Origin of the sequence: Brevibacterium sp. LE-L (assembly GCF_050214925.1) — a bacterium.
Classification (GTDB): Bacteria; Actinomycetota; Actinomycetes; order Actinomycetales; family Brevibacteriaceae; genus Brevibacterium.
Map to the genome: position 1 here is coordinate 2,274,943 of NZ_CP189759.1, position 20,100 is coordinate 2,295,042.

Annotated in this window: 22 protein-coding genes and 1 tRNA gene; 16 read left to right on the top strand and 7 right to left on the bottom strand. The window is 66.0% G+C overall.

Going from position 1 to position 20,100, the window contains the following annotated elements:
• Positions 1 to 74 precede the first annotated feature (74 nt).
• Positions 75 to 162: transfer RNA gene (locus tag ACQE2J_RS10115), tRNA-Leu, on the top strand.
• Between the two features lie 176 nt (positions 163 to 338).
• Positions 339 to 1,646 carry a M20/M25/M40 family metallo-hydrolase gene (locus ACQE2J_RS10120; RefSeq protein ID WP_425119398.1) on the top strand — a complete coding sequence of 436 codons (1,308 nt, stop codon included), beginning with the start codon at positions 339 to 341 and terminating at the stop codon, positions 1,644 to 1,646.
• Here the strand turns inward: ACQE2J_RS10120 and ACQE2J_RS10125 are convergent.
• Entirely contained in the window at positions 1,600 to 2,574 is a 975-nt protein-coding gene (locus ACQE2J_RS10125) for a DMT family transporter (protein ID WP_425119399.1), read from the bottom strand. The genes ACQE2J_RS10120 and ACQE2J_RS10125 overlap by 47 nt on opposite strands.
• A 4-nt stretch (positions 2,575 to 2,578) precedes the next feature.
• Positions 2,579 to 2,761 (bottom strand): DUF5703 family protein, encoded by a 183-nt coding sequence (locus ACQE2J_RS10130; RefSeq protein WP_135540909.1) that lies wholly within the window; start codon positions 2,759 to 2,761, stop codon positions 2,579 to 2,581.
• A gap of 58 nt (positions 2,762 to 2,819) precedes the next feature.
• On the opposite strand from ACQE2J_RS10130, the gene ACQE2J_RS10135 reads away from it, so the two are divergent.
• A complete protein-coding gene (locus ACQE2J_RS10135; protein WP_425119400.1) occupies positions 2,820 to 3,500 on the top strand; it encodes a histidine phosphatase family protein in 681 nt (226 codons plus the stop codon).
• A 98-nt stretch (positions 3,501 to 3,598) separates the two neighbouring features.
• Here the strand turns inward: ACQE2J_RS10135 and ACQE2J_RS10140 are convergent, their stop codons facing one another.
• The gene (locus ACQE2J_RS10140) at positions 3,599 to 4,435 is read right to left on the bottom strand and encodes an undecaprenyl-diphosphate phosphatase (RefSeq protein ID WP_425119401.1); all 837 of its coding nucleotides are present in this window, start codon (positions 4,433 to 4,435) and stop codon (positions 3,599 to 3,601) included.
• A gap of 69 nt (positions 4,436 to 4,504) precedes the next feature.
• On the opposite strand from ACQE2J_RS10140, the gene ACQE2J_RS10145 reads away from it, so the two are divergent.
• Positions 4,505 to 5,404 (top strand): aldo/keto reductase, encoded by a 900-nt coding sequence (locus ACQE2J_RS10145; protein ID WP_135540903.1) that lies wholly within the window; start codon positions 4,505 to 4,507, stop codon positions 5,402 to 5,404.
• A 25-nt stretch (positions 5,405 to 5,429) separates the two neighbouring features.
• Here ACQE2J_RS10145 and ACQE2J_RS10150 read toward each other — a convergent pair whose 3' ends face one another.
• A complete protein-coding gene (locus ACQE2J_RS10150; RefSeq protein WP_425119402.1) occupies positions 5,430 to 5,690 on the bottom strand; it encodes a hypothetical protein in 261 nt (86 codons plus the stop codon).
• Between the two features lie 57 nt (positions 5,691 to 5,747).
• On the opposite strand from ACQE2J_RS10150, the gene ACQE2J_RS10155 reads away from it, so the two are divergent.
• The 3 genes from ACQE2J_RS10155 to mshC all read left to right on the top strand — a co-directional run bounded on the left by ACQE2J_RS10155 (position 5,748) and on the right by mshC (position 8,461).
• Positions 5,748 to 6,311, top strand: a complete 564-nt coding sequence (locus ACQE2J_RS10155; RefSeq protein ID WP_425119403.1) for a DUF3090 domain-containing protein — start codon at positions 5,748 to 5,750, stop codon at positions 6,309 to 6,311.
• Positions 6,312 to 6,315: 4 nt separating this feature from the next.
• Positions 6,316 to 7,128, top strand: a complete 813-nt coding sequence (locus ACQE2J_RS10160) for an SCO1664 family protein (protein ID WP_135540898.1) — start codon at positions 6,316 to 6,318, stop codon at positions 7,126 to 7,128.
• A gap of 73 nt (positions 7,129 to 7,201) precedes the next feature.
• The gene (mshC, locus tag ACQE2J_RS10165) at positions 7,202 to 8,461 is read left to right on the top strand and encodes a cysteine--1-D-myo-inosityl 2-amino-2-deoxy-alpha-D-glucopyranoside ligase (RefSeq protein WP_425119404.1); all 1,260 of its coding nucleotides are present in this window, start codon (positions 7,202 to 7,204) and stop codon (positions 8,459 to 8,461) included.
• A gap of 9 nt (positions 8,462 to 8,470) precedes the next feature.
• On the opposite strand, the gene ACQE2J_RS10170 is transcribed toward mshC, so the two are convergent.
• On the bottom strand, positions 8,471 to 9,301 hold the full coding sequence (locus ACQE2J_RS10170) for a PAC2 family protein (protein WP_425119405.1): 831 nt from the start codon (positions 9,299 to 9,301) through the stop codon (positions 8,471 to 8,473).
• Between the two features lie 22 nt (positions 9,302 to 9,323).
• Here ACQE2J_RS10170 and ACQE2J_RS10175 point away from each other — a divergent pair, with 22 nt between their 5' ends.
• On the top strand, positions 9,324 to 9,998 hold the full coding sequence (locus tag ACQE2J_RS10175; RefSeq protein WP_425119406.1) for an HAD family hydrolase: 675 nt from the start codon (positions 9,324 to 9,326) through the stop codon (positions 9,996 to 9,998).
• A 14-nt stretch (positions 9,999 to 10,012) separates the two neighbouring features.
• Here the strand turns inward: ACQE2J_RS10175 and ACQE2J_RS10180 are convergent, their stop codons facing one another.
• Entirely contained in the window at positions 10,013 to 10,822 is an 810-nt protein-coding gene (locus ACQE2J_RS10180) for a RecB family exonuclease (RefSeq protein ID WP_425119407.1), read from the bottom strand.
• A gap of 127 nt (positions 10,823 to 10,949) precedes the next feature.
• Here ACQE2J_RS10180 and ACQE2J_RS10185 point away from each other — a divergent pair, with 127 nt between their 5' ends.
• From ACQE2J_RS10185 to arc, 3 genes are read left to right on the top strand one after another with little or no spacing between them, the layout of a single operon-like run.
• Positions 10,950 to 12,110: a site-2 protease family protein gene (locus ACQE2J_RS10185; protein ID WP_135540888.1), complete on the top strand. Its 1,161-nt coding sequence runs from the start codon at positions 10,950 to 10,952 to the stop codon at positions 12,108 to 12,110.
• A gap of 45 nt (positions 12,111 to 12,155) precedes the next feature.
• Complete coding sequence (locus ACQE2J_RS10190) at positions 12,156 to 13,220, top strand: tRNA (adenine-N1)-methyltransferase (RefSeq protein ID WP_135540886.1); 1,065 nt, start codon at positions 12,156 to 12,158, stop codon at positions 13,218 to 13,220.
• A complete protein-coding gene (gene arc / locus ACQE2J_RS10195; protein WP_425119408.1) occupies positions 13,217 to 14,869 on the top strand; it encodes a proteasome ATPase in 1,653 nt (550 codons plus the stop codon). The genes ACQE2J_RS10190 and arc overlap by 4 nt, the downstream gene beginning before the upstream one ends.
• 87 nt (positions 14,870 to 14,956) lie before the next feature.
• Here the strand turns inward: arc and ACQE2J_RS10200 are convergent, their stop codons facing one another.
• Positions 14,957 to 15,361, bottom strand: a complete 405-nt coding sequence (locus tag ACQE2J_RS10200) for a DUF3054 domain-containing protein (RefSeq protein ID WP_135540882.1) — start codon at positions 15,359 to 15,361, stop codon at positions 14,957 to 14,959.
• 32 nt (positions 15,362 to 15,393) lie between these two features.
• On the opposite strand from ACQE2J_RS10200, the gene dop reads away from it, so the two are divergent.
• From dop to pafA, 5 genes are read left to right on the top strand one after another with little or no spacing between them, the layout of a single operon-like run.
• Positions 15,394 to 16,923, top strand: coding sequence for a depupylase/deamidase Dop (dop, locus tag ACQE2J_RS10205; RefSeq protein ID WP_135540880.1), 1,530 nt, complete (start codon positions 15,394 to 15,396; stop codon positions 16,921 to 16,923).
• An 11-nt stretch (positions 16,924 to 16,934) separates the two neighbouring features.
• On the top strand, positions 16,935 to 17,126 hold the full coding sequence (locus tag ACQE2J_RS10210) for a ubiquitin-like protein Pup (protein ID WP_135540878.1): 192 nt from the start codon (positions 16,935 to 16,937) through the stop codon (positions 17,124 to 17,126).
• A 1-nt stretch (position 17,127) separates the two neighbouring features.
• The gene (gene prcB, locus ACQE2J_RS10215) at positions 17,128 to 17,928 is read left to right on the top strand and encodes a proteasome subunit beta (RefSeq protein WP_135540876.1); all 801 of its coding nucleotides are present in this window, start codon (positions 17,128 to 17,130) and stop codon (positions 17,926 to 17,928) included.
• Positions 17,929 to 17,973: 45 nt separating this feature from the next.
• Positions 17,974 to 18,663, top strand: coding sequence for a proteasome subunit alpha (gene prcA / locus ACQE2J_RS10220; protein WP_135540874.1), 690 nt, complete (start codon positions 17,974 to 17,976; stop codon positions 18,661 to 18,663).
• Positions 18,664 to 20,067: a Pup--protein ligase gene (gene pafA / locus ACQE2J_RS10225; protein WP_135540872.1), complete on the top strand. Its 1,404-nt coding sequence runs from the start codon at positions 18,664 to 18,666 to the stop codon at positions 20,065 to 20,067. It begins immediately after the preceding gene.
• Positions 20,068 to 20,100 lie beyond the last annotated feature (33 nt).

Sequence of the window (20,100 nt, forward strand, 5' to 3'; positions counted from 1 at the left end):
AGTGGAGTGCGTCACAAATGCCGATTTCGATTTTGCGACACCGTTTCGCGCATGTAGAGTTATCTCTGTTGCCAGCGCGAGTGGCGGAATTGGTAGACGCGCTAGCTTGAGGTGCTAGTGCCCAACTTATCGGGCGTGGGGGTTCAAGTCCCCCTTCGCGCACAACGAGGAGATGGCCTCCGGATTTCGATCCGGAGGCCATTTTCGTCTTCCCGTCCGGACGCGCCGAAACTGGCCCGGAATCGACCGTCCGAGCTGCCGCAGGTGGGATACGGTGGAAGATGTCCGCGGGATCACAGCACCGACGCGTGATCCGCCCTTCACCGACGGGAGCCCTCGTGTTTGATTTCAGCGCCGCCGAGGCGGAGGTCACCGAACTGTGCCGCCAGCTCATCCGCATCGACACCCAGAATTGGGGCGGCAACAGAGCCAACCCGGAGCTTCCTGCCGCCGAACTCATCGCCTCCTGGTTCGCCGAGGTCGACCTGAAGTCCGAAATCGTCGAATCCTCACCGGGTCGGGCCAATCTCGTCGCCCGGGTCTCGGGCTCTGACCCGAACTCCCCGGCGCTCGTCGTGCACGGCCACACCGATGTCGTGCCTGCTGCTGCCGAGGATTGGAGCGTGGACCCCTTCGAAGGCATCATCAAGGACGGACTGCTGTGGGGCAGGGGTGCGGTCGACATGAAGGACATGGATGCGATGATCATCGCCTCCGTCCGAGCCATGCTCACTCAGGGTCTGCGCCCCCGCCGAGATCTCATCATCGCCTTCTTCGCTGATGAGGAAGCCGGCGGGAACTACGGTGCCCGCCACATGGTGCGCAACCGTCCCGAGCTCTTCTCCGGCGCGACCGAGGCGATCTCCGAGGTCGGCGGTTACTCCGTCGACATCCGCGGGCAGCGCGTGTACCTCATCCAGACCGCAGAGAAGGGCCTGGCCTGGCTCAACCTCATCGCCCACGGCACTGCCGGGCACGGCTCCCAGCGCAACGACGACAACCCGGTCACCCGGCTGGCTGCGGCGATCTCGCGCATCGGCAGCCATCCCTGGCCGCAGGAGATCCCCCTGGCCACCCGCAAGCTCCTCGAAGGGGTCTCGGACCTGACCGGGATTGAATTCCGGTCCGAGACGATTCCGCAGCTGCTGGCCGAACTCGGTTCGGTCGAGAAGTTCGTCGCCCCGACCCTGCAGAACACCTCGAATCCCTCGTTCCTCGAAGCCGGCTACAAGCACAACGTCATTCCCGGCACGGCGACGGGCTATGTCGACTGCCGCACGCTGCCCGGTCAGCACGAAGACGTCATGCTGACCATCAAGGAGCTGGCGGGGGAGGGGATCGACATCTCCGCTGAGGACGAAGGCGAAGCACTCGAGTCCCCCTTCGACACCCCGCTCGTGGCGCAGATGGAGGCGAGCCTGCTCGCCGATGACCCGACGGCGAAGGTGCTGCCGTACACGCTCTCCGGAGGCACGGACAACAAGTCCATGGCCGAACTCGGCATCACCGGCTACGGTTTCGCCCCGCTGCAGCTGAGCGGTGACCTCGACTTCCCCGCGATGTTCCACGGTGTCGATGAGCGAGTGCCGATCTCCGCGCTCAAGTTCGGGACCCGGGTGCTCGGGGACTTCCTGATGAAGGCATGACGGTGACGGCGATCCCGGCGAGCACACCGGCGGCGCTGAGCACCGTCGTGGCGTTGAACACCGAACCGGGGATCGGCAGCAGCACATCGAGCAGCAGGGCACCGACAAGGTTGCCGAAGAGCGCGAACAGGCTCAGCAGCAGCACGCCCAGACGAGCCACGGTCACCGTGGTCAATGCGATGAACACGACTCCGAAGGCCCCGCCGAGGAGGATCCACCACTGACTCGGTGCAGTCGGGAACCCGGCCCACGGCACGCCCGCGACCAAGAGCGCCGCCGTGCCGAGGAGGAGCGCCGCGAGGCCGACGGTGAAATTCACCGTTGTGGCCACGACCGCGGATTCGGTGGCGGCGCGGATGCGGCCGTTGAAGGCCTGCTGCACGCTCGTCAGCGCGCCGGAGACGAACGGCAGCAGCGGCGCCCACAGGGGGATGCCCGTCTGCAGCCGCTCACCGGCACCGACGACCAGAGAGCCGAGGACGATGAGCACCCCGAGCACGCGCAGCACATTGAGCCGTTGGCGACCTGCCGGCGGAAGATCGGTGGAGTCGACGATGAGCCCGCCGGTGACCTGCCCGGAGACGAAGGCCATCGTGAACATCGCCACGCCCATCAGCGGCACCGTCGTGGCCTGAGCGATGACGACGAGCCCGCCGCTCAGCCCGCCCAGCACCACCCAGCCGGGCAGGGAGCGATCGCGCAGCATGTCCAGCAGCCGCACCGCCGCGGTTCGGGATCGCGCGGAGACGGCCAGGGTGGTCCCGACGACGAGGAGTCCGACGACGAACGAGATGAGAGCGGCGAAGACCGCATGCCCGAGCACTTCACCGAGCAGACCGTTCGCACGACCCTGCAGGGCCATGGCCGCACCCGCGCCGATCGTGACGAGTCCCGCGGTGAGGACGGGAACGAGGGAAGACGACCGCAAACGATCAGCTGCTCAGAGTCAGCGGCATGATCTTGCGGCGCAGCCAGACGGTGCGGACGCCGCCGACGGAGATCCGAGTCCGAGCGAGCTCCCATTTGCCGTATTCCGCCTCGTCGTTGAGCTCCTGCAGGCTGACCGACCGCGGCACATCCTTGGAGAACGAAACCTTGCGGAATTCGTAAGTCATACGTGGACGCTGACGTTTCATAGGCCCACCCTAGACGATCTGGGCTAATGTGGATGCCATGCCCGTCATCGTTCTTCTGCGGCACGGCCTCTCCAGCGCCAACGTCTCCGGAATCCTGGCCGGACGAGCCGCCGGTGTGTCCCTGACCGACGAGGGCGTGGGCGCGCTCGAAGCGAACCTGCGACTGCTGCCGAACCGTCGCTTCGCCCGCCTCATCCATTCTCCTCTGCGCCGCTGCGTGCAGACCGCCGAGATCGCCCGGCAGGCGGCCGAGATCGAAGACTCCGCCGAGGACGAAGCCGTCATCGAACTCGACTACGGCGACTGGACGGGACGCGGGCTCAAGGAGCTCGCATCCGAACCTCTGTGGGCGACGGTGCTCGACCGCGCCTCGCAGGCCCGGTTTCCGGGAGGGGAATCCATCGCCGAGGCGGCCGACCGGTCCGTCGCCCGTGTCCACGCGCTCGTCGCCGAGCTCAGAGACGCCGAGGCGAACAGAGACGCGGAGACGAAGGAAAAGCCCCTGTGGGGGATGATCGTCTCCCACGGCGACATCATCAAATCGATCATCGCCGATGCCTTGGGCATGCCGCTCGATGACTTCCAACGTCTGAGCGTGGCGCCGGGCTCATTCACCGTCATCGACTATTCGGCGACGAGGCCCGTGCTGGCCGCGATGTCGGTGACCGCTGCCGGTCTCGGGCAGTCGGGGGCCGTCGGCGGGGGCGGAATGCGCTGATCCCGGCATTCTCACTCGAATACCGGGATCAGGAACGTGCGGAGCGGAAAGCTCAGGTCGGGGCTGAGGTCTGCCCGCGACCGGAGCCGGCAGGCGGCTCAGACAGCGGCGAGGACGCCGGTGCCGAGCAGAACGTAGAGCACGATGCCCAACGCCACGCGGTACCAGACGAAGATCGCGAAGGACTTCGTCTTCACATAGCCGAGGAACCAGTGGATGACGAAGAGGCCGAGGACGAAGGAGATGAGGGTCGCCAACATCGTCGGACCCCAGCCGAGCACCATGTCATCGGCGCGTCCGAGCGTCTGTGCGACTCCATAGAATCCCGAGCCGAGAACCGCGGGGATCGCGAGCAGGAACGAATACCGAGCGGCGGCGGGACGGTCGAAGCCCATGAACCGACCCGCCATGATCGTGCCGCCCGAACGCGACACGCCGGGGATGACGGCCAGGGCCTGAGCGAAGCCGAAGAGGATGCCCTGACCCCAGGTCATGTCTTCGAGCGTGCGCTCCCGCTTCCCGGCCCAGTCGGCGATGCCGATGATGATGCCGAAGACGATGAGCATCGTCGCGGTGATCCACAGGCTGCGCAGCGCGCCTTCGATGTGGTCCTGGAACAGCAGGCCGATGACGACGATCGGAATCGAACCGACGATGATGAGCCAGCCCAGCCGCACCTCGGGGTCCTTGCGATCGTGCCTGCCGACGAGAGCTTTGCACCATTTCGAGATGATCGTGACGATGTCGCGCCAGAAATAGACGACGACGGCCGCCTCGGTGCCGATCTGGATGATGGCGGTGAAGAAGGCGCCGGGATCGTCGCCCGGCAGCATGAGTTCGCCGACGATGCGCACATGCGCCGAGGACGAGATCGGGAGGAACTCGGTGAGTGCCTGCACGATTCCGAGCACGGCAGCGACCAGCCAGTCGTACATACGACTCCTTGAGAATATGGGGTGGGAACGAAACCACGGTAGTCGCCGGATCGGGTAACCTCAAGAAGCATGAAGCACCAACGCCTCGGCACCACCGGTCTGGACGTCAGCGATGTGGGTCTCGGGACCTTCGAATGGGGCCACCGGGTCGATGACCGGACCGCTCAGCGTCTCGTCGACGACTACAGGGATGCTGGTGGGAACCTCCTCGAGCTGCCCAGCTCTGCCACAATCGCGGCCTCGGTGCTCGGGCAGCTGAGACTTCCCGAAGAGATGCTGCTCATGGCCCGGGTGGGCGTGTCCCTGAGCGAGCCCGACCATATCGAGGTGGGACTCGGGCGGGCCCGGATCCTGTCCCAGGTCGATGCCCTGCTGCACACGACGGGTCGCAGTCATCTCGACGTCCTCGTACTCGACGTCTTCGATGCCGACGTCGATCGGGCCGAGACCGCCTCGGCGATCGATACGCTGCTCACACTGGGCAAGATCCGCTATGTCGGCGTCTCCCACCACAGCGGGTGGCAGCTGGCGGAGATGCGCGGGGCAGGGATCCCCATCGCCTGCGCCGTCGCCGAATACTCTCTGCTCAATCGCGATGCCGAGGACGACCTCATCCCTGCCGCGGACTATGCCGGAGTCTCACTCATCGCCGGTGCCGGGCTGGGACGCGGAGTGCTCACCGACAAATATCGCTCGGCGACACCGCAGGATTCGCGGCTGGCCGGTGAGCTCAGCGACTATGTGGGTGCCTATCTCGATGACCGATCGAATCGGGTGCTCGCCGGAGTGCGGAAAGCCGCGACCGCCTTGGGCGTGTCGACGACCGATATCGCTCTGGCCTTCAACCGGCACCGCGGGATCGCCTGCTCGCTGGTCTCACCGAGGACTCCGGCACAGCTGGCCGAGGTCACCGGCGGCGAGGTCGAGCTGGCCGAAGAGATCGCCGAGGTGCTCGACCAGATCTCCTGACGGCTGACAGCGCTGAGAACGGAGCTCAGTCGTCCTCGTCGTCTTCGTCGAGGATGAATCCCTCATCGTCCTTCGCATCTTCGACGTCATCGAAGAGTTCGAAGGGGGTCACCTCGTCGAACGCGGTGTAGATCGCATCTTCGTAGATTTCGAAGGCGTCGGCCAAAGCCATATAAGCGGCTTCGACTCGGGGGTCTTGGTCACCGTTTCGGTGTGCGGATGCAGCGTAGTGCTCTCTCACTGCTTCGAGGAATGCGTCCAGGGCCTCACGAGGATCAGTGCTCATGACTCAAATGTATCCCAGGCCGGAGTCACATGTAAGTGTTTGAACTAGGCTGAAGACATGGCAGCTCTCTACGACCACCCCACACCGGACCGTTTCGTCGTCGGCACGATCGGACTGCCGGGGGAGAGGACCTTCCTCCTCCAGGCGAAGTCCGGGACCGTGCTGACGACCGTCGTCGTGGAGAAGGAACAGGTGGAGATCCTCGCCGACCGGATCACCGAGCTGCTCGACATGGTCATGACCAAGGACCCGGCCGCGCGAGTGCCGCAGACGGCCCTCGACGACCGCATCGACAACGCCGGACTGAATGTGCCCATCGAACCGGAGTTCCGTGTCGGCACCATGAGCCTCGGCTGGGACACGGTCAAACACGAACTCGTCATCGAATGCTTCGAACTCACCGAGGCGGACGCCCAGGCCGGAACGTCCGCCGACCCCGATGACGACGAAGTCGACCGCGAGGTCCTGCGCGTCGTCCTCGACGCGGCGGCCGCTCGGGAGTTCTCCCGCCGCGGCGAACAGGTCGTCGGCGCAGGACGCGGCGACTGCCCGTTCTGCTCCCTCCCGCTCGAGCCCGAAGGCCACCTGTGCCCACGCGCCAACGGGATCCCGCGCGCCTGAAGTGATGGACAACAGCTTTCTCCTCGAGGCTCTGAGCGCGGGGGAGTGGACGGAGATGGGCTCGATTCCGCGGGCCAGCAATGACACCCGCCTGCTCGTGATCGAACACTCGGACCGGGCGGTCAAGGCCGTGTACAAACCGATCTCCGGGGAACGCCCGCTGCTCGACTTCCCCTCGGGGACACTGGCGCTGCGGGAAGTCGCGTCCTATCGGCTCAGCTCAGCCCTCGGACTCGACGTCGTCCCGCCGACGGTGCTGCGCGAGGACCTGCCCGCCGGTCGCGGCTCTCTGCAGGCCTACGTCGAAGCCACCGATGATGACGAGGCCGTGAGCCTGTCGGCGGTGCAGGCGATCCCGGCCGACCACACTCCGATCTTCGCGCTGCGCACCGAGGACGGCCGCGACCTCGTCCTCTCCCATGCGGTCAACGAGGGCCTGCGCGCCGTCGCCTTCTTCGACCTGCTCGCCAACAACGCTGACCGAAAGGCCGGCCATGTCATCACCGGTTCGACCCTGCCGAGCACCGATGCGCACGACATCGGCGTCTTCGGCATCGACAACGGGCTGACGTTCCATGCCGATGAGAAGCTGCGCACCGTGCTGTGGGGCTTCTCCCGCACATCGTTCCGAGCCGAGGAGATCGACGCCCTCGAGGAGATCGTCGACATGGACCCGGTCCTCAACGACGCGCTCTGCGACTGTCTTTCGCCCCAGGAGGTGCAGGCTCTGCGCGAGCGGGCCGAGACTCTCCTCACAGGTGAGTTCTTCCCCGAAGCCCCCGAGGACCGCACCGTCATCCCCTGGCCGCCGATCTGAGTCCGGCATCCGGTTGCGAGCATCACTGGGAATCGGAGTGCCGAACGCCTGCGTCTCGGTTAGGCTGGTCTGCGTGAAGTCATGGCCCGAACCACAACTGCCCCGTCTGACCAGCACCGGGAAGGTGCCCACGGTCTTCGACACGAGCTCCCGCAGCCCGCGCCGCCTGCGCGGTCGCGAGCAGACCGCTCGTCTCTACGTCTGCGGCATCACCCCCTACGATGCGACGCATCTCGGTCACGCGGCCACCTATGTGGCCTTCGACCTGCTCAACCGCATCTGGCGTGATGCCGGACTCGACGTCGTCTACGTCCAGAACACCACCGACGTCGACGATCCGCTGCTGGAGAGGGCCGACGCCACCGGGGTCGACTGGCGCGAACTCGCCTCCTCCCAGATCCAGCTCTACCGTGAGGACATGGAGGCCCTGCGGGTGATCCCGCCGCGGAGCTTCATCGGCGTCGTCGAAACCGTCCCCGAGATCACCGCGGCCGTGGAGGACCTCGTTGCCAAGGGCGCGGCCTACACGCTCGACAACGGTGACGTCTACTACCGGGTGTCGACCCCGATCACCCCGCCTTTCGGCACCGTCAGCCATGACGACGAGAAGACGATGGCCGTGCTCTCGGCCGAACGCGGCGGTGACCCGGACACCGTGGGCAAAGAGAACCCGATCGACCCGCTGCTGTGGCGCGCCGAGCGTGAAGGCGAACCGTCGTGGGACGGCGGGGCACTGGGCCGCGGCCGGCCCGGCTGGCACGTCGAATGCACCGTCATTGTCGACAAGTACGCGGGCCTGCCCGTCGACGTGCAGGGCGGCGGGAACGACCTCATCTTCCCGCACCACGAGATGAGCGCGGCCCACGCCGCAGCCTGGCGCGACACCCCGATGGCCAAGACCTACATGCACACCGGCATGGTCGGACTCGACGGCGAGAAGATGAGCAAATCGAAGGGCAACCTCGTGCTCGTCTCACAGCTGCGCGAACGCGGAGTCGACCCGATGGTCATCCGCACCGTGATCCTGTCCAACCACTACCGCAGCGATTGGAGCTTCACCGAAGAGCAGCTCGAGACCGCAGCGGCACGGCTGGAGGCGTGGCGGCATGCGGCGAAGTGCGAATCCGAATGCCGGGAAGGACTGCGCGGACACATCATCGGTCTGCTCCGCGAAGCGCTCACCGACGACCTCGACAGCCCCCGTGCCCTCGGGATCCTCGACGAATGGGCCGAACACTACGCAGACACCGAGCCCTCGACCACCGCTGCGCTCAGCGGTGACCGGGTCGCCGACGCCGTCGATGCGCTGCTGGGTATCCGTCTGCTCGACTGACTCTGCGCCCTACTTCTCGCGGCCGCGTTTGCGCAGATAGCGTTCGAACTCGGCCGCGATGGCGTCTCCGCTGGCCTCAGGCAGATCGGCGGAGTCGATAGCCTCCTCGAGACCGCGGACGAGTTCGGCCAGCTGCGGATTCAGCGACACGAGCTCATCGGCACCCAGCTCCCATGCGCGGCTCTCCTCCTCGAGCACATGGATATCGATCTCCACGCCCGCATAGTGTTCGACGGCCTTGGCCAGCGCCAGTTCCGCCTTCGGCGACGGGGAGTCGGCAAGGTAGTCCGGCACCCCGACCCACAGATTGATCGCGCGCAGACTCCGCCACCGGCAGGCCACGGCGAGGAGGCCGAGGATGCCGATGGGACCTTCATAGCCGTTGGCATCGATGCCGATCTCGGCCGCCAGCGTTCGGTCCTCGGTGTTCGCCACGACCGGCAGCGGTCGGGTGTGCGGCACCTCCGCATGGAGCCCGCCGAGGAGGACGACCGAATCGTCCCGACCGATCTGACCGAGGATGAGGGAGAGGAACTCCCGCCACTTCAGTCCCGGTTCGTGACCGTGGATGACGGTGATCGGCAGTTCGCCGAGGCGGCCGCGATGCACCGCGATCCCCGGCCAGGCGATCGATGCGGTTCCCTCCTCGTCGCGGAGGATCTCCGGCTCGGAGAAGCGGAATTCGTAGAACCCGTCGGTGTCGAGGATCTGCGAGTCGTTCAGCTGCCAGACCTCGACGAGATCCTTGGCCAGGGAACTCGCGGCTTCGGAGGCATCGGCATCCTGACCTTCGAAGGCGATGAAGACGAGTGCCCCGGACCCGGATGGAAGAAAGCTCATGGTTCAAGACTACGCTGGGCGTATGACGAATTCTGCCGCCGCCGAGCCCGCCGCTGTCCTGTGGGATATGGACGGAACCCTTGTCGATACGGAACCGTACTGGATCCGAGCCGAAACAGAACTGATGAACGCTCATGGGCTTCCCTGGTCAGAAGAGCAGGGGCTCGAATTCGTCGGCAACGAACTGACCACCTCGGCGTCGATGATGCAGGAGGCCGGTCTCGATCTGCCGGTGAACGAGATCGTCGACACCCTCATGAGCGCGGTGATCGACCAGATCCGCACCTCCGTCCCGTTCCGGCCCGGCGCACTGGAGCTGCTCGCCGAGCTCAAAGCCGAGGGGATCCCCAGCGTCATGGTCACAATGTCCTACCGTCGGCTCGCCGAGGCGGTCATCGCCAGCTGCCCGCCCGACAGCTTCGCCGGACTCATCTCCGGTGACGAAGTCTCCGCGGGCAAACCCGACCCGGAGCCCTACCTCCGCGGGGCGGCCCTGCTGGGCCTCGACCCGGCAGAGTGTGTCGCTCTCGAGGATTCGAAGCCCGGTCTGGCCAGCGCGGAGGCGGCCGGAACCATCGCCGTGGGCATCCCGCATTTCATCGATCTGGAAGCGCGGCCGGGCCGGATCCTGTGGGACGGCCTCGAAGGCCGCACCGTCGAGGATCTGCGTCGGCTGCGCCACCACAGTCGGGTCTGAACTCCCCAATCGTCCTAGGCCCCGACGATGTTCGTGATCTCCGGCGTCGGCGGGGCGGTGTTGCCCCAGGCAGGGCACAGCGGTTTGAAGGAGCACCAGTTGCACAGGGGAGACTTCTTCGGCCGCCACCGGTCCGACTCCGCCGAAGCGATGATGTCCTTCCAGATGGCATCGATCTCGAATTCGGTCTGTTCGATCTCGTTCATCGTCGGATGCGACTTCAGCACGCTGCGCGAACCGAGATACATCAGCTGCAGAGTGTGGACGAGATCTCCGGAGAGTCGGTAGACGACGAGGGCGTAGAAGCCCATCTGGAACCGCGCCTCCCGTCCGTACTGCGGCTTCGGCTGCTTGCCGGTCTTATAGTCGACCAACCTGGTCTCACCGCCGGGGGCGACATCGACCCGGTCGATGAACCCGCGCAGTTCGAGTCCGTTGTCGAGCTTCGTGCGGACGAACTTCTCCGTCTCCTCGGGTTCGAGGTGCTCGGGATACTCGAGGACGAAATAGGAGTCGATGAGGCGACGCGCAGATGTGAAGAACGTCTCCTTCTCCGCTTCGGCGGTGAAGATCTCGAGCACGGTCGGGTCCTTCTCCACGAGTTCGCTCCAGGCGGGCATGAGCATCGACTGGGCGAGTTCGGCCGTGCGTTCTGCGGCGGGAGCGGTGAACAGCTTCTCGAGCACCGAATGGACCACGGTGCCGCGGAATGCCGCCTGAGACGGCGGCTCCGGCAGCTTGTCGATGCTGCGGAAGCGGAACTTCAGGGGACACTGGATGAAGTCGTTGGCCCGGGAGGGCGACAGACTGGTGAGCTCGGCCATATCACCACTGTAACGACCTGGGCGGACACGACGTGGCGACCAGCGGTGAGCGCTGAGTCGCTGTTAGGCTGAGTTACCGACCCTCAGTGGTCCGCTGACCACGACATCGACCGGAGGAATCCCTTCAATGGCCGCGAAAAACCACCAGCCCGGTGCGTCATCGGGTCTGCGTCTGGGCACGGTCCTCGGCGCACCGGTGATCCTGGCGTGGTCGTGGTTCCTCGCCGCCATCGTCATCACGATACTCTTCACCCCCTGGCTCAACCAGGTGCGGCCGGATCTGGGCATCGGCGCATGGTTTGTGGCCTTCGCCTACGCGGTGCTCCTCTTCGCCTCGGTGTTCCTCCACGAACTCGCCCACGGTGTGGCCGGTCAGTTCTACGGGCAGAAGGTCGCCGCCATCGAGCTGAACATCTGGGGCGGCTTCACCCGCTTCGAACCCCAGATGGACAATCCGCGCGACAAGGCCGCGATGACGAGCTTCGTCATCTCCATCGTCGGCCCCATCGTCAACATCGTCCTCGCGCTGCTGGGATGGTGGTGCCTGAGCGCCGTGAGTCCCACCTCGGTGCCGTGGCTGCTGCTCATCGCGGTCACCTTCGCCAATGTCGCCTTGGGAGCGATCAACCTGCTGCCGGGCATTCCGCTCGACGGCGGCTGGGCGCTGCAGGCGATCATGTGGCGCATCACCGGGTCCCAGTACCTGGGCACGATCGTGGCCAGCTGGGTCGGGCGCATCATCGCCGTCGGATTCATCGGCTGGTCGGTCATCACTCCGCTGCTGGCCGGCGATCGACCCGACCCGCTCACCGTGGCCTGGATGTCGCTCATCGCGATCATGCTGTGGTTCTCCGCCGGGGATGCTGCGACCCACGCCAAACGCGCCAGGAAGATGGAGACCTACGATCTCTCCCAGGTCATCCAACCGGCCATCGCGGCCACCTGGGATGCCGACCTCGCCGACACCCTCGACTACGCGAACACGCTCGGCAACGCGAAGGAGCGCACCCTCATCGTCGTCCTCGACCAGAACGGGCTGCCGTACGGTCTCGTCGATCGGCACGCCGCAGCCGGCCGCCTCGCCGAGACCCTCGACGCCGTGCCCGCCGGTGAGGTCGCCCGGCCCCTCGTCGGCTGGATCGGTGTGCCCAAGGACATCACCGCCCCGCATCTGCTCGAATCGCTCACCCACCGCCCCAAGGCGCAGTTCAGCCTCGTCATGGACGGAAACACGCTGGTCGGAGTCATCGACCTGCAGGAGTTCTTCGACGAACTTCTCGCAGCCTGAGCCGGTTGTGTGAGGCAATCCTCACCAGCGTAGAGTGGACTCATCATGACTCAGCCACTCCGTTCCCGACCTCCGCGTGCCCTCAGCCGCGGCGAAAAGGTCCAGCTCACCGACCCCAAGGGGCGCATGCACACCTTCGTGCTCGCCCCGGGCGAGCTCTTCCACACGAACAAGGGACTCATCAGCCACGACGACATCATCGGGCGCACCGAAGGCATCATCGTGTCGAATTCCGGGGGAGTGGAGTTCCAGGTCTTCCGTCCCCGCTATGAGGACTTCGTGCTCTCGATGCCCCGCGGCGCTGCGGTCGTCTACCCGAAGGATTCGGGACTCATCGTCACCCTCGGCGACATCTTCCCCGGCGCCACCGTCGTCGAGGCGGGGGTCGGATCCGGGGCACTGTCGATGGCCCTGCTGCGTGCCGTCGGACCGCGCGGTTGCGTGCACTCCTTCGAACTGCGCGAGGAGTTCGCCACGATCGCCTCGGGCAATATCGCAGACTTCTTCGACGGGGCACCCGAGAACTGGTCGGTCACCGTCGGCGACCTCTCCGAGGCGCTGCCGCAGACCTTCGCGCCCGGCAGCGTCGACCGCGTGGTCCTCGACATGCTCACTCCCTGGAACACGCTCGACGCCGTCAGCGAAGCCCTGACGCCCGGCGGAATCGTCATCGCGTATGTGGCCACGGTCCCGCAGCTCTCCCGCTTCACCGAAGCGCTGCGGGCCACGGGGAACTTCGCCGAACCCGAAGCCATGGAAGCCATGGTCCGCGGCTGGCACGCCGACGGACTCGCCGTGCGCCCCGACCACCGGATGATCGCCCACACCGGCTTCCTCATCATGGCCCGAAGGATGGCCGCGGGAGTGGCTCCGCTGGAGAAGAAGAAGCGCCCGCAGGGAGCCGCTGCGGCCCCCGAGGACGTCGCCGCGTGGACGGAGCCCGAGGTCACCGAGGCGGCCATCGGCACCCGCACCGCACACGGGAAGAAGCTGCGCCGAGTCATGCGCGAAGCCGGTAAGCGCCTGCGCAGCGACGAAGAGAACGCGGCTGCCGCGGACGCGACACAGCCGCCGAACACTGAGACCACTGGGCCGAAGGAGGATCGATGACAGAGACCACGACCGAGGTGAAGAAGCTGCGTGAGGACACCGTGTCCCTGCGCCAGCAGCTCTACACCGCGGGCAAACGCAATGAGGCCTTGTCGAAGACCCTGCGCACTGCCCGCGACGAGCTCAACCGGATCAAGGAGGAGGCTCGTCGTCTGACCGAGCCGCCGAACAACTGGGGCACCCTCATCGGCCTCGACGACAAGGGTGTGGCTGCCGACGTCATCGTCAGCGGCCGCCGCATGCGCGTGGCCGTCGCCCCCGAAGTGGATCCGGCCGGGCTGCGCCCCGGCGCCGATGTCCTCCTGTCCGAGGGCCTCGTCGTCATCGGCGTCGGCGAGTTCCCCCCGGTGGGTTCGGTCGTCAACGTCCGCGAATTCATCGATGACCGGCGCATCCTCGTCGGAGCTCCCGGTGATGACGAACAGGTCTTCACCCTCGCCGCCGACCTCATCGATTCGGGGCTGCGCGTCGGCGATGCCGTCGTCGTCGACACCCGCACCCACTACGCGCTGCAGGTCGTCGAGAAGCCCGAGGTGTCCTCGCTGCTGCTCGAAGAGGTCCCCGACATCACCTATTCGGACATCGGGGGACTGGCTGACCAGATCGGACAGATCAAGGACGCCGTCGAACTGCCCTTCGAACATCCCGAGCTCTACACCGAGCACGGTCTCAAACCGCCCAAGGGCATTCTGCTCTACGGGCCCCCGGGCTGCGGCAAGACCCTCATCGCCAAGGCTGTGGCGAATTCGCTGGCCGATCGCACCGGTGAGGAGAGGACCAGCAAGACCTACTTCCTCAACATCAAGGGCCCGGAGCTGCTCGACAAGTACGTCGGCGAGACCGAACGTCAGCTCCGCCTCATCTTCGCCCGTGCCAGGGAGAAGGCTTCGGCGGGCTTCCCCGTCGTCGTCTTCTTCGACGAGATGGAATCGCTCTTCCGCACCCGCGGCACGGGCAAGTCCTCTGATGTGGAGACGACGATCGTCCCGCAGCTGCTCACGGAGATTGACGGCGTCGAACAGCTCGACAACGTCATCGTCATCGGCGCTTCGAACCGTGAGGACCTCATCGACCCGGCGATCCTGCGTCCGGGCCGCCTCGATGTCAAGATCCGCATCGAACGCCCCGATGCCGATGCCGCTCGTGACATCTTCGAGAAGTACCTCACGGCCGACCTGCCGCTGCATTCGAGCGTGCTCTCCGGTCATGAGACGCCCGCCGAGGCGGTGGCCACCGTCATCGACCACTGTGTGGAGCGGATGTACGCGGAGAGCGCGGACAACGAGTTCGTCGAGGTCAGCTATGCCGACGGTTCGAAGGAAGTCCTCCACTTCTCGGCATTCGCCTCCGGCGCGATGATCCACAACATCGTCGACCGGGCGAAGAAGTCCGCGATCAAGTCGCTGCTCGAGACCGGCGAGAGGGGTCTGCAGTCGGCACACTTCGATGCCGCCATCGCCGAGGAGTTCAGCGAACACGAGGACCTGCCGAACACGACGAATCCCGATGAGTGGGCGCGCATCTCCGGGCGCAAGGGCGAGCGGGTCACGCATCTGCGGATGATGCACCTCGACACGACCAGAGGTGCACCGACCGTTCCCTATGAGACCGAGATCTCCGAAGTGCGACCGAACTCCGACCTGGTCTGAGAAGACAGATGGGCCCGCCTGCACCTGCAGGCGGGCCCATCAATGGAGCAGGCGGGCCCATCAATGGGGCAGGGGCGTTCTCGGCTGTCAGCGGCTGCGTCCGCGACGGCTGGAGCCGCCGGAGACCGCAGTGGCGATGATCCGCCAGCCGACCAGGGTGACGAGATTGAGCGAGGTCGCCACGATCATGAAGCTCACGGGCACCGTACCGGGCTCTCCGCTGGCCCCGGTGACTCCGCGCAGCACGAGACCGACGAGCACGGTCACCGCCCACACCCCGGTGCCGGTGGCCAGGGGCGAGATCGGACGATCCCAGACCGCGGTGAGCAGCCAGGCCAGCACGAGAGCTGCGAGGAACGGCCACGCCGTGGTCATCAGCCCCTGCGGGTCGAAATTGTGAGAATGTGTGTAGTGACCGACGATCGTGAACAGAACCACGAGGATGAGGTCGACGATCAGTGCGATGGGGAGATGAGATTTCTTCGTTGCCACGTCCCCGAGTCTAATCCTTGGAGGAAGTACAGATGCTCAGAGTCAGGCGCGTCATGGGATCCGAAACCGAGTTCGGCCTCAGCCAGCCCGGCAACCCGCGCGCGAATCCGATGCGGGACTCGGCGCGTGTCGTCGATGCCTATGCGGGACCGCGCGGCCTGAAGTCGTCCCAGAGCTTCTGGGACTTCGCCACCGAGTCGCCGCTGGCCGATGCTCGCGGCTTCATCATGAACCTCGCCGACGCCGACTCCTCCCAGCTGACCCATATTCCGCAGGACGACGTCGAAGCCCAATACCTCGCGAACGTGGTCACGGAGAACGGCGCGCGCTACTACGTCGACCACGCCCACCCCGAATACTCCTCTCCGGAGGTGCTGACTCCACGCGATATCGTCACCTTCGACCGGGCCGGCGACCTGGTGGGGCTGGCCTCGGTGCGGGCCTTGGAGAAGACCGAGGAACCGGTCAACCTGTACAAGAACAACACGGATTCGAAGGGCTCGTCGTACGGCACGCACGAGAACTACCTCGTCGATCGCGGCACCGACTTCGATGACATCGTCGCCGGCCTCGTCCCGTTCTTCGTGACCCGGCAGATCCTGTGCGGCTCCGGTCGGGTCGGGATCGGCCGTGAGGGCGAGGGCAAGGGCTTCCAGATCTCTTCGCGCGCGGACTTCTTCGAAGCCGAGGTCGGCCTCGAGACGACGCTGCGCCGACCGATCGTCAACACCCGAGACGAACCGCACGCCGACGCCGCGAAGTACCGACGGCTGCATGTGATCATCGGCGACGCCACCCTGGCCGAACCCGCAACCTACGTGCGCTTCGGCGCGACCTCCCTCGTCCTCGGACTCATCGAAGCGGGCCTGGCCCCGAGAATCGAACTCGACGATGCCCTGCAGTCGCTGTGGGACGTCAGCCACGACCTCAGCCTCAGCGCCCCGCTGCGCCTGAGCGACGGCACCACGATGACGGCATTGGAGATCCAGGAGGTCTTCTTCGCCGCCTGTGCCGAACACGCCGATCCCGAGGATGCCGATACCGCCGCGGTGCTCGCCGAATGGCGGCGATTCCTCGACGGGCTGGCCGCCGACCCGCGCAGTCTCGCCGACTCCATCGACTGGGTCGCCAAGTGGGTGCTGCTGGAGAACTACCGTGAGCGCGAGGGCATCGACTGGGATCATCCGAAGCTCGCCCTCATCGATGTCCAGTACCACGATGTGCGCCCGGAGAAGGGTCTGTTCCACAAGCTCGAGAGGGCCGGACGGATCCGACGGATGACGACCGACGCCGAGGTCGAGGCGGCGGTGACCAACGCGCCCGAGGGCACCCGCGCCTTCCTCCGCTCGTTCGCGGTCAACCGCCTCGGCGATGCTCTCGTGGCTGCCAGCTGGGACTCCCTGGTGCTCAACGCCGGCGACTTGGGCATCGTGCGTCTGCCCATGCAGGAGCCGCTCAAAGGTACCCGCGAGCTGCTGGAGGACCGGGTCGAGGGAATCGAGACCGCCGAGGCCCTGCTGAAGGCCCTCGGAGTCGATAGACTGAAACCGAAGAACGACTGAAGAGGTGTGAGATGAGCTCGCAGGAACAGGTCCAGAGGGACAAATCGAATGGCGGGTCGGACGCGCCCGTCGACCCGCCGGAAGCCGTGCAGGGTCAGATCAACACTCAGAACGTCGACTCCATCCTCGATGAGATCGACGGCGTGCTGGAATCGAACGCGGAGGAATTCGTCAAGAACTTCGTGCAGAAGGGCGGCCAATGAGATGTCAGGATTCTCTCCTGCATTTCTGAGCTCGACGAGCAATTCCTTCGTCGAGCTCGCCCGCTCCCTGGCTCCCGAGACGTTGCCGCAGAACAGCGGTCGGGACCTGACCGGGCAATCGCCGGAAGGCACAACGATCATCTGCTTCCGCACCGCGACCGGTGTCCTCATGGCCGGGGACCGGAGAGCGACGATCGGCAACCTCATCGCCTCCCATTCGATGGAGAAGGTCGAAGCCGCCGACGACTTCTCGGTCATCGGCGTTGCCGGAACGGCCGGGGTCGCACTCGACCTCATCCGCCTCTTCCGGCTCGAACTCGAACACTACGAGAAGATCGAAGGGGCCGGGCTGTCCCTCAACGGCAAGGCCAATCGTCTGGCCGCGATGCTGCGCGGCAACCTCGGACTGGCCATGCAGGGTCTCAGCGTCGTGCCCCTGTTCGCCGGCGTCGATGCGTCGATGCCGCAGGGACAGATATTCAGCTTCGACGTCACCGGCGGCAGATACGTCGAACACCGCTTCCACGCCATCGGCTCTGGCTCCGGCTTCGCCCGAGGGGCACTGAAGAAGCTGTGGCAGCCGGATCTCGACACCTCCGCGGCGATCGGAGTGGCCGTCGAGGCCCTCTTCGACGCTTCCGATGATGATTCGGCGACCGGGGGACCGGACTTCGTGCGTCAGATCGCGCCGACGGTCTTCACCGTCGACCTGGAACACGGGGCCACCGAGATCGATTCGGCCGCTGTGCTGGAGACCGCCACCGAGGTGGTCGCCCGCCGCACCCGCAGCGCGCGGGCCTGAGCGTCGGACCGTCAAAGTCGAATCGTCACCGCGAAAGGATCGGACATGAGTCAGGCGCCGTTCTACGTCTCTCCGGAACAGCTGATGAAGGACCGGGCGGACTTCGCCCGCAAGGGCATCGCCCGGGGCCGGTCGGTCGTCGTCATGCGCTTCGACGAAGGCATTCTGCTGCTCGCGGAGAACCCCTCGCCGACGCTGCACAAGATCGCCGAGATCTACGACCGGATCGGCTTCGCCGCCGTCGGCAAATACAACGAGTTCGAAACGCTGCGCCAGGCCGGAGTCCGCTACGCCGATCTGCGCGGCTACTCCTATGACCGCACCGATGTCACGGCCCGCGGGCTGACGAACGCCTATGCGCAGACCCTGGCCGGTGTCTTCACCACCGAATCCAAGCCCTTCGAGGTCGAGCTCGTCGTCGCCGAACTCGGTCACACAGCCGAACACGACCAGCTCTACCGGCTCAGCTATGACGGTTCTGTCATCGACGAGACCGAGCATGTTGCCATCGGAGGCCGAGCCGACGCGATCACCGATTCCTTAGCCGGACTGGCCACCTCACAGATGTCTCTGCATGAGGTGTTCGCCCATGGTGTGCAGGCTTTGTCTGCCGCCACCCAGTCGACACCGGCCGCAGACGCGCTCGAAGCGGCGATCCTCGACCGAACGACCACCAAGCAGAGGACGTTCCGACGTCTCGACGATGCCGCGATGAACCGGCTGCGGGAGGACTGAATGGCACGCATCTACGGGATCGAGACCGAATACGGACTCGCCCACACCGCCGCGGCGGACGGACGCCGGATCGGACCCGAGGAGATCGCCCGGCACCTCTTCCGGCCCATCGTCGAATGGGGACGGTCCTCGAACGTGTTCCTGCCCAACGGCTCCCGCCTCTACCTCGACGTCGGCTCGCACCCCGAATATGCGACCGCCGAATGCGACGACCTGGGCGATCTGCTCGCTCAGGACCGGGCCGGCGAGGCGCTGATGATCGACCTGCTCGACCAGGCGCAGACCGCACTCGAGGCCGAAGGCGTCGGCGGGCGGGTGCACATGGTCAAGAACAACACCGACGCGGCCGGGAACTCCTACGGTTCGCACGAGAACTTCCTCATCCGCCGCACCCTCGACTTCAACCGACTGACCACGGTGCTGCTGCCGTTCCTCGTGTCCCGACAGCTGCTCGTCGGCGCCGGCGCGATCATCCCGCGCCGCTCGGCGTTGAACCCCGATGAGGAATCGGACCGCACGGAGATGATGTTCGGCCTCTCTGCCCGCTCCGATGTCATGTGGGAGGGACTGTCCTCGGCCACGACCCGGTCCCGGCCGATCATCAACGCCCGCGACGAACCCCATGCGGATGCGGAGAAGTACCGTCGTCTCCACGTCATCGTCGGTGACTCCTCGATGTCGACGGCCACCTCGGCGCTCAAGCTCGGATCGGCGATCCTCATGCTCGACCTCATCGAACAGGGAGCGCGGATCCCGGAGAACGGGCTGCGCCACCCTGTGCGCGACATCCGACTCGTCGCGCGCGACCTCACCGGTTCCGTCGTGCTCGAGCGCACCGACGGCACCACGACAACCCCGCTGGGCCTGCTCTCGGACTACCGGGAGCGGGCACAGCGGATCGTTGACAAGGGAGATCACAGTCTCGGCGACGAAGGCCTCGCCGGCTATGTCATCGACCTGTGGACGCGGATGCTCACCGCCGTCGAATCCCAGGACTTCTCGACCGTGGACACGGAGATCGACTGGGTGATGAAACGCGCGCTCATCCGCCGGTCCATGCAGCGGGGGATCGACGACATCACCGATGCGCGCATCCACCGTCTCGACATCGCCTACCACGACATCACGCCGGCGACCGGCCTGTTCCCGAAGCTGGAGGCGGCGGGAATGGCGAAGAACCTCGTCCCCGCCGAGGCGGCCACCCGCGCCAAAGACGTGCCTCCGGCGAGCACCCGGGCTGCCATCCGGGGCGAATTCGTCCGTGTCGCCCATGCCGCCCGCCGCGACTACACCGTCGACTGGGTGCACCTGCGGCTCAACGACGAATCCGGTCGCGCCGTCGCACTCAAGGACCCGTTCGCCACGAGTCACCCGCAGGCAGAAACACTCATCGCCGGCCTGTAAGATCACCCTGTGATCCGGTCGGTCCCACCACAG

What these genes read in the sequence shown, in the direction of transcription:
- ACQE2J_RS10130 (WP_135540909.1), bottom strand. Translation starts at nt 2,761, where the DNA reads ATGACTTACGAATTCCGCAAGGTTTCGTTCTCCAAGGATGTGCCGCGG.
- ACQE2J_RS10135 (WP_425119400.1), top strand. Translation starts at nt 2,820, where the DNA reads ATGCCCGTCATCGTTCTTCTGCGGCACGGCCTCTCCAGCGCCAACGTC.
- ACQE2J_RS10140 (WP_425119401.1), bottom strand. Translation starts at nt 4,435, where the DNA reads ATGTACGACTGGCTGGTCGCTGCCGTGCTCGGAATCGTGCAGGCACTC.
- ACQE2J_RS10145 (WP_135540903.1), top strand. Translation starts at nt 4,505, where the DNA reads ATGAAGCACCAACGCCTCGGCACCACCGGTCTGGACGTCAGCGATGTG.
- ACQE2J_RS10150 (WP_425119402.1), bottom strand. Translation starts at nt 5,690, where the DNA reads ATGAGCACTGATCCTCGTGAGGCCCTGGACGCATTCCTCGAAGCAGTG.
- ACQE2J_RS10155 (WP_425119403.1), top strand. Translation starts at nt 5,748, where the DNA reads ATGGCAGCTCTCTACGACCACCCCACACCGGACCGTTTCGTCGTCGGC.
- ACQE2J_RS10160 (WP_135540898.1), top strand. Translation starts at nt 6,316, where the DNA reads ATGGACAACAGCTTTCTCCTCGAGGCTCTGAGCGCGGGGGAGTGGACG.
- ACQE2J_RS10170 (WP_425119405.1), bottom strand. Translation starts at nt 9,301, where the DNA reads ATGAGCTTTCTTCCATCCGGGTCCGGGGCACTCGTCTTCATCGCCTTC.
- ACQE2J_RS10175 (WP_425119406.1), top strand. Translation starts at nt 9,324, where the DNA reads ATGACGAATTCTGCCGCCGCCGAGCCCGCCGCTGTCCTGTGGGATATG.
- ACQE2J_RS10180 (WP_425119407.1), bottom strand. Translation starts at nt 10,822, where the DNA reads ATGGCCGAGCTCACCAGTCTGTCGCCCTCCCGGGCCAACGACTTCATC.
- ACQE2J_RS10185 (WP_135540888.1), top strand. Translation starts at nt 10,950, where the DNA reads ATGGCCGCGAAAAACCACCAGCCCGGTGCGTCATCGGGTCTGCGTCTG.
- ACQE2J_RS10190 (WP_135540886.1), top strand. Translation starts at nt 12,156, where the DNA reads ATGACTCAGCCACTCCGTTCCCGACCTCCGCGTGCCCTCAGCCGCGGC.
- arc (WP_425119408.1), top strand. Translation starts at nt 13,217, where the DNA reads ATGACAGAGACCACGACCGAGGTGAAGAAGCTGCGTGAGGACACCGTG.
- dop (WP_135540880.1), top strand. Translation starts at nt 15,394, where the DNA reads ATGCTCAGAGTCAGGCGCGTCATGGGATCCGAAACCGAGTTCGGCCTC.
- ACQE2J_RS10210 (WP_135540878.1), top strand. Translation starts at nt 16,935, where the DNA reads ATGAGCTCGCAGGAACAGGTCCAGAGGGACAAATCGAATGGCGGGTCG.
- prcB (WP_135540876.1), top strand. Translation starts at nt 17,128, where the DNA reads ATGTCAGGATTCTCTCCTGCATTTCTGAGCTCGACGAGCAATTCCTTC.
- prcA (WP_135540874.1), top strand. Translation starts at nt 17,974, where the DNA reads ATGAGTCAGGCGCCGTTCTACGTCTCTCCGGAACAGCTGATGAAGGAC.
- pafA (WP_135540872.1), top strand. Translation starts at nt 18,664, where the DNA reads ATGGCACGCATCTACGGGATCGAGACCGAATACGGACTCGCCCACACC.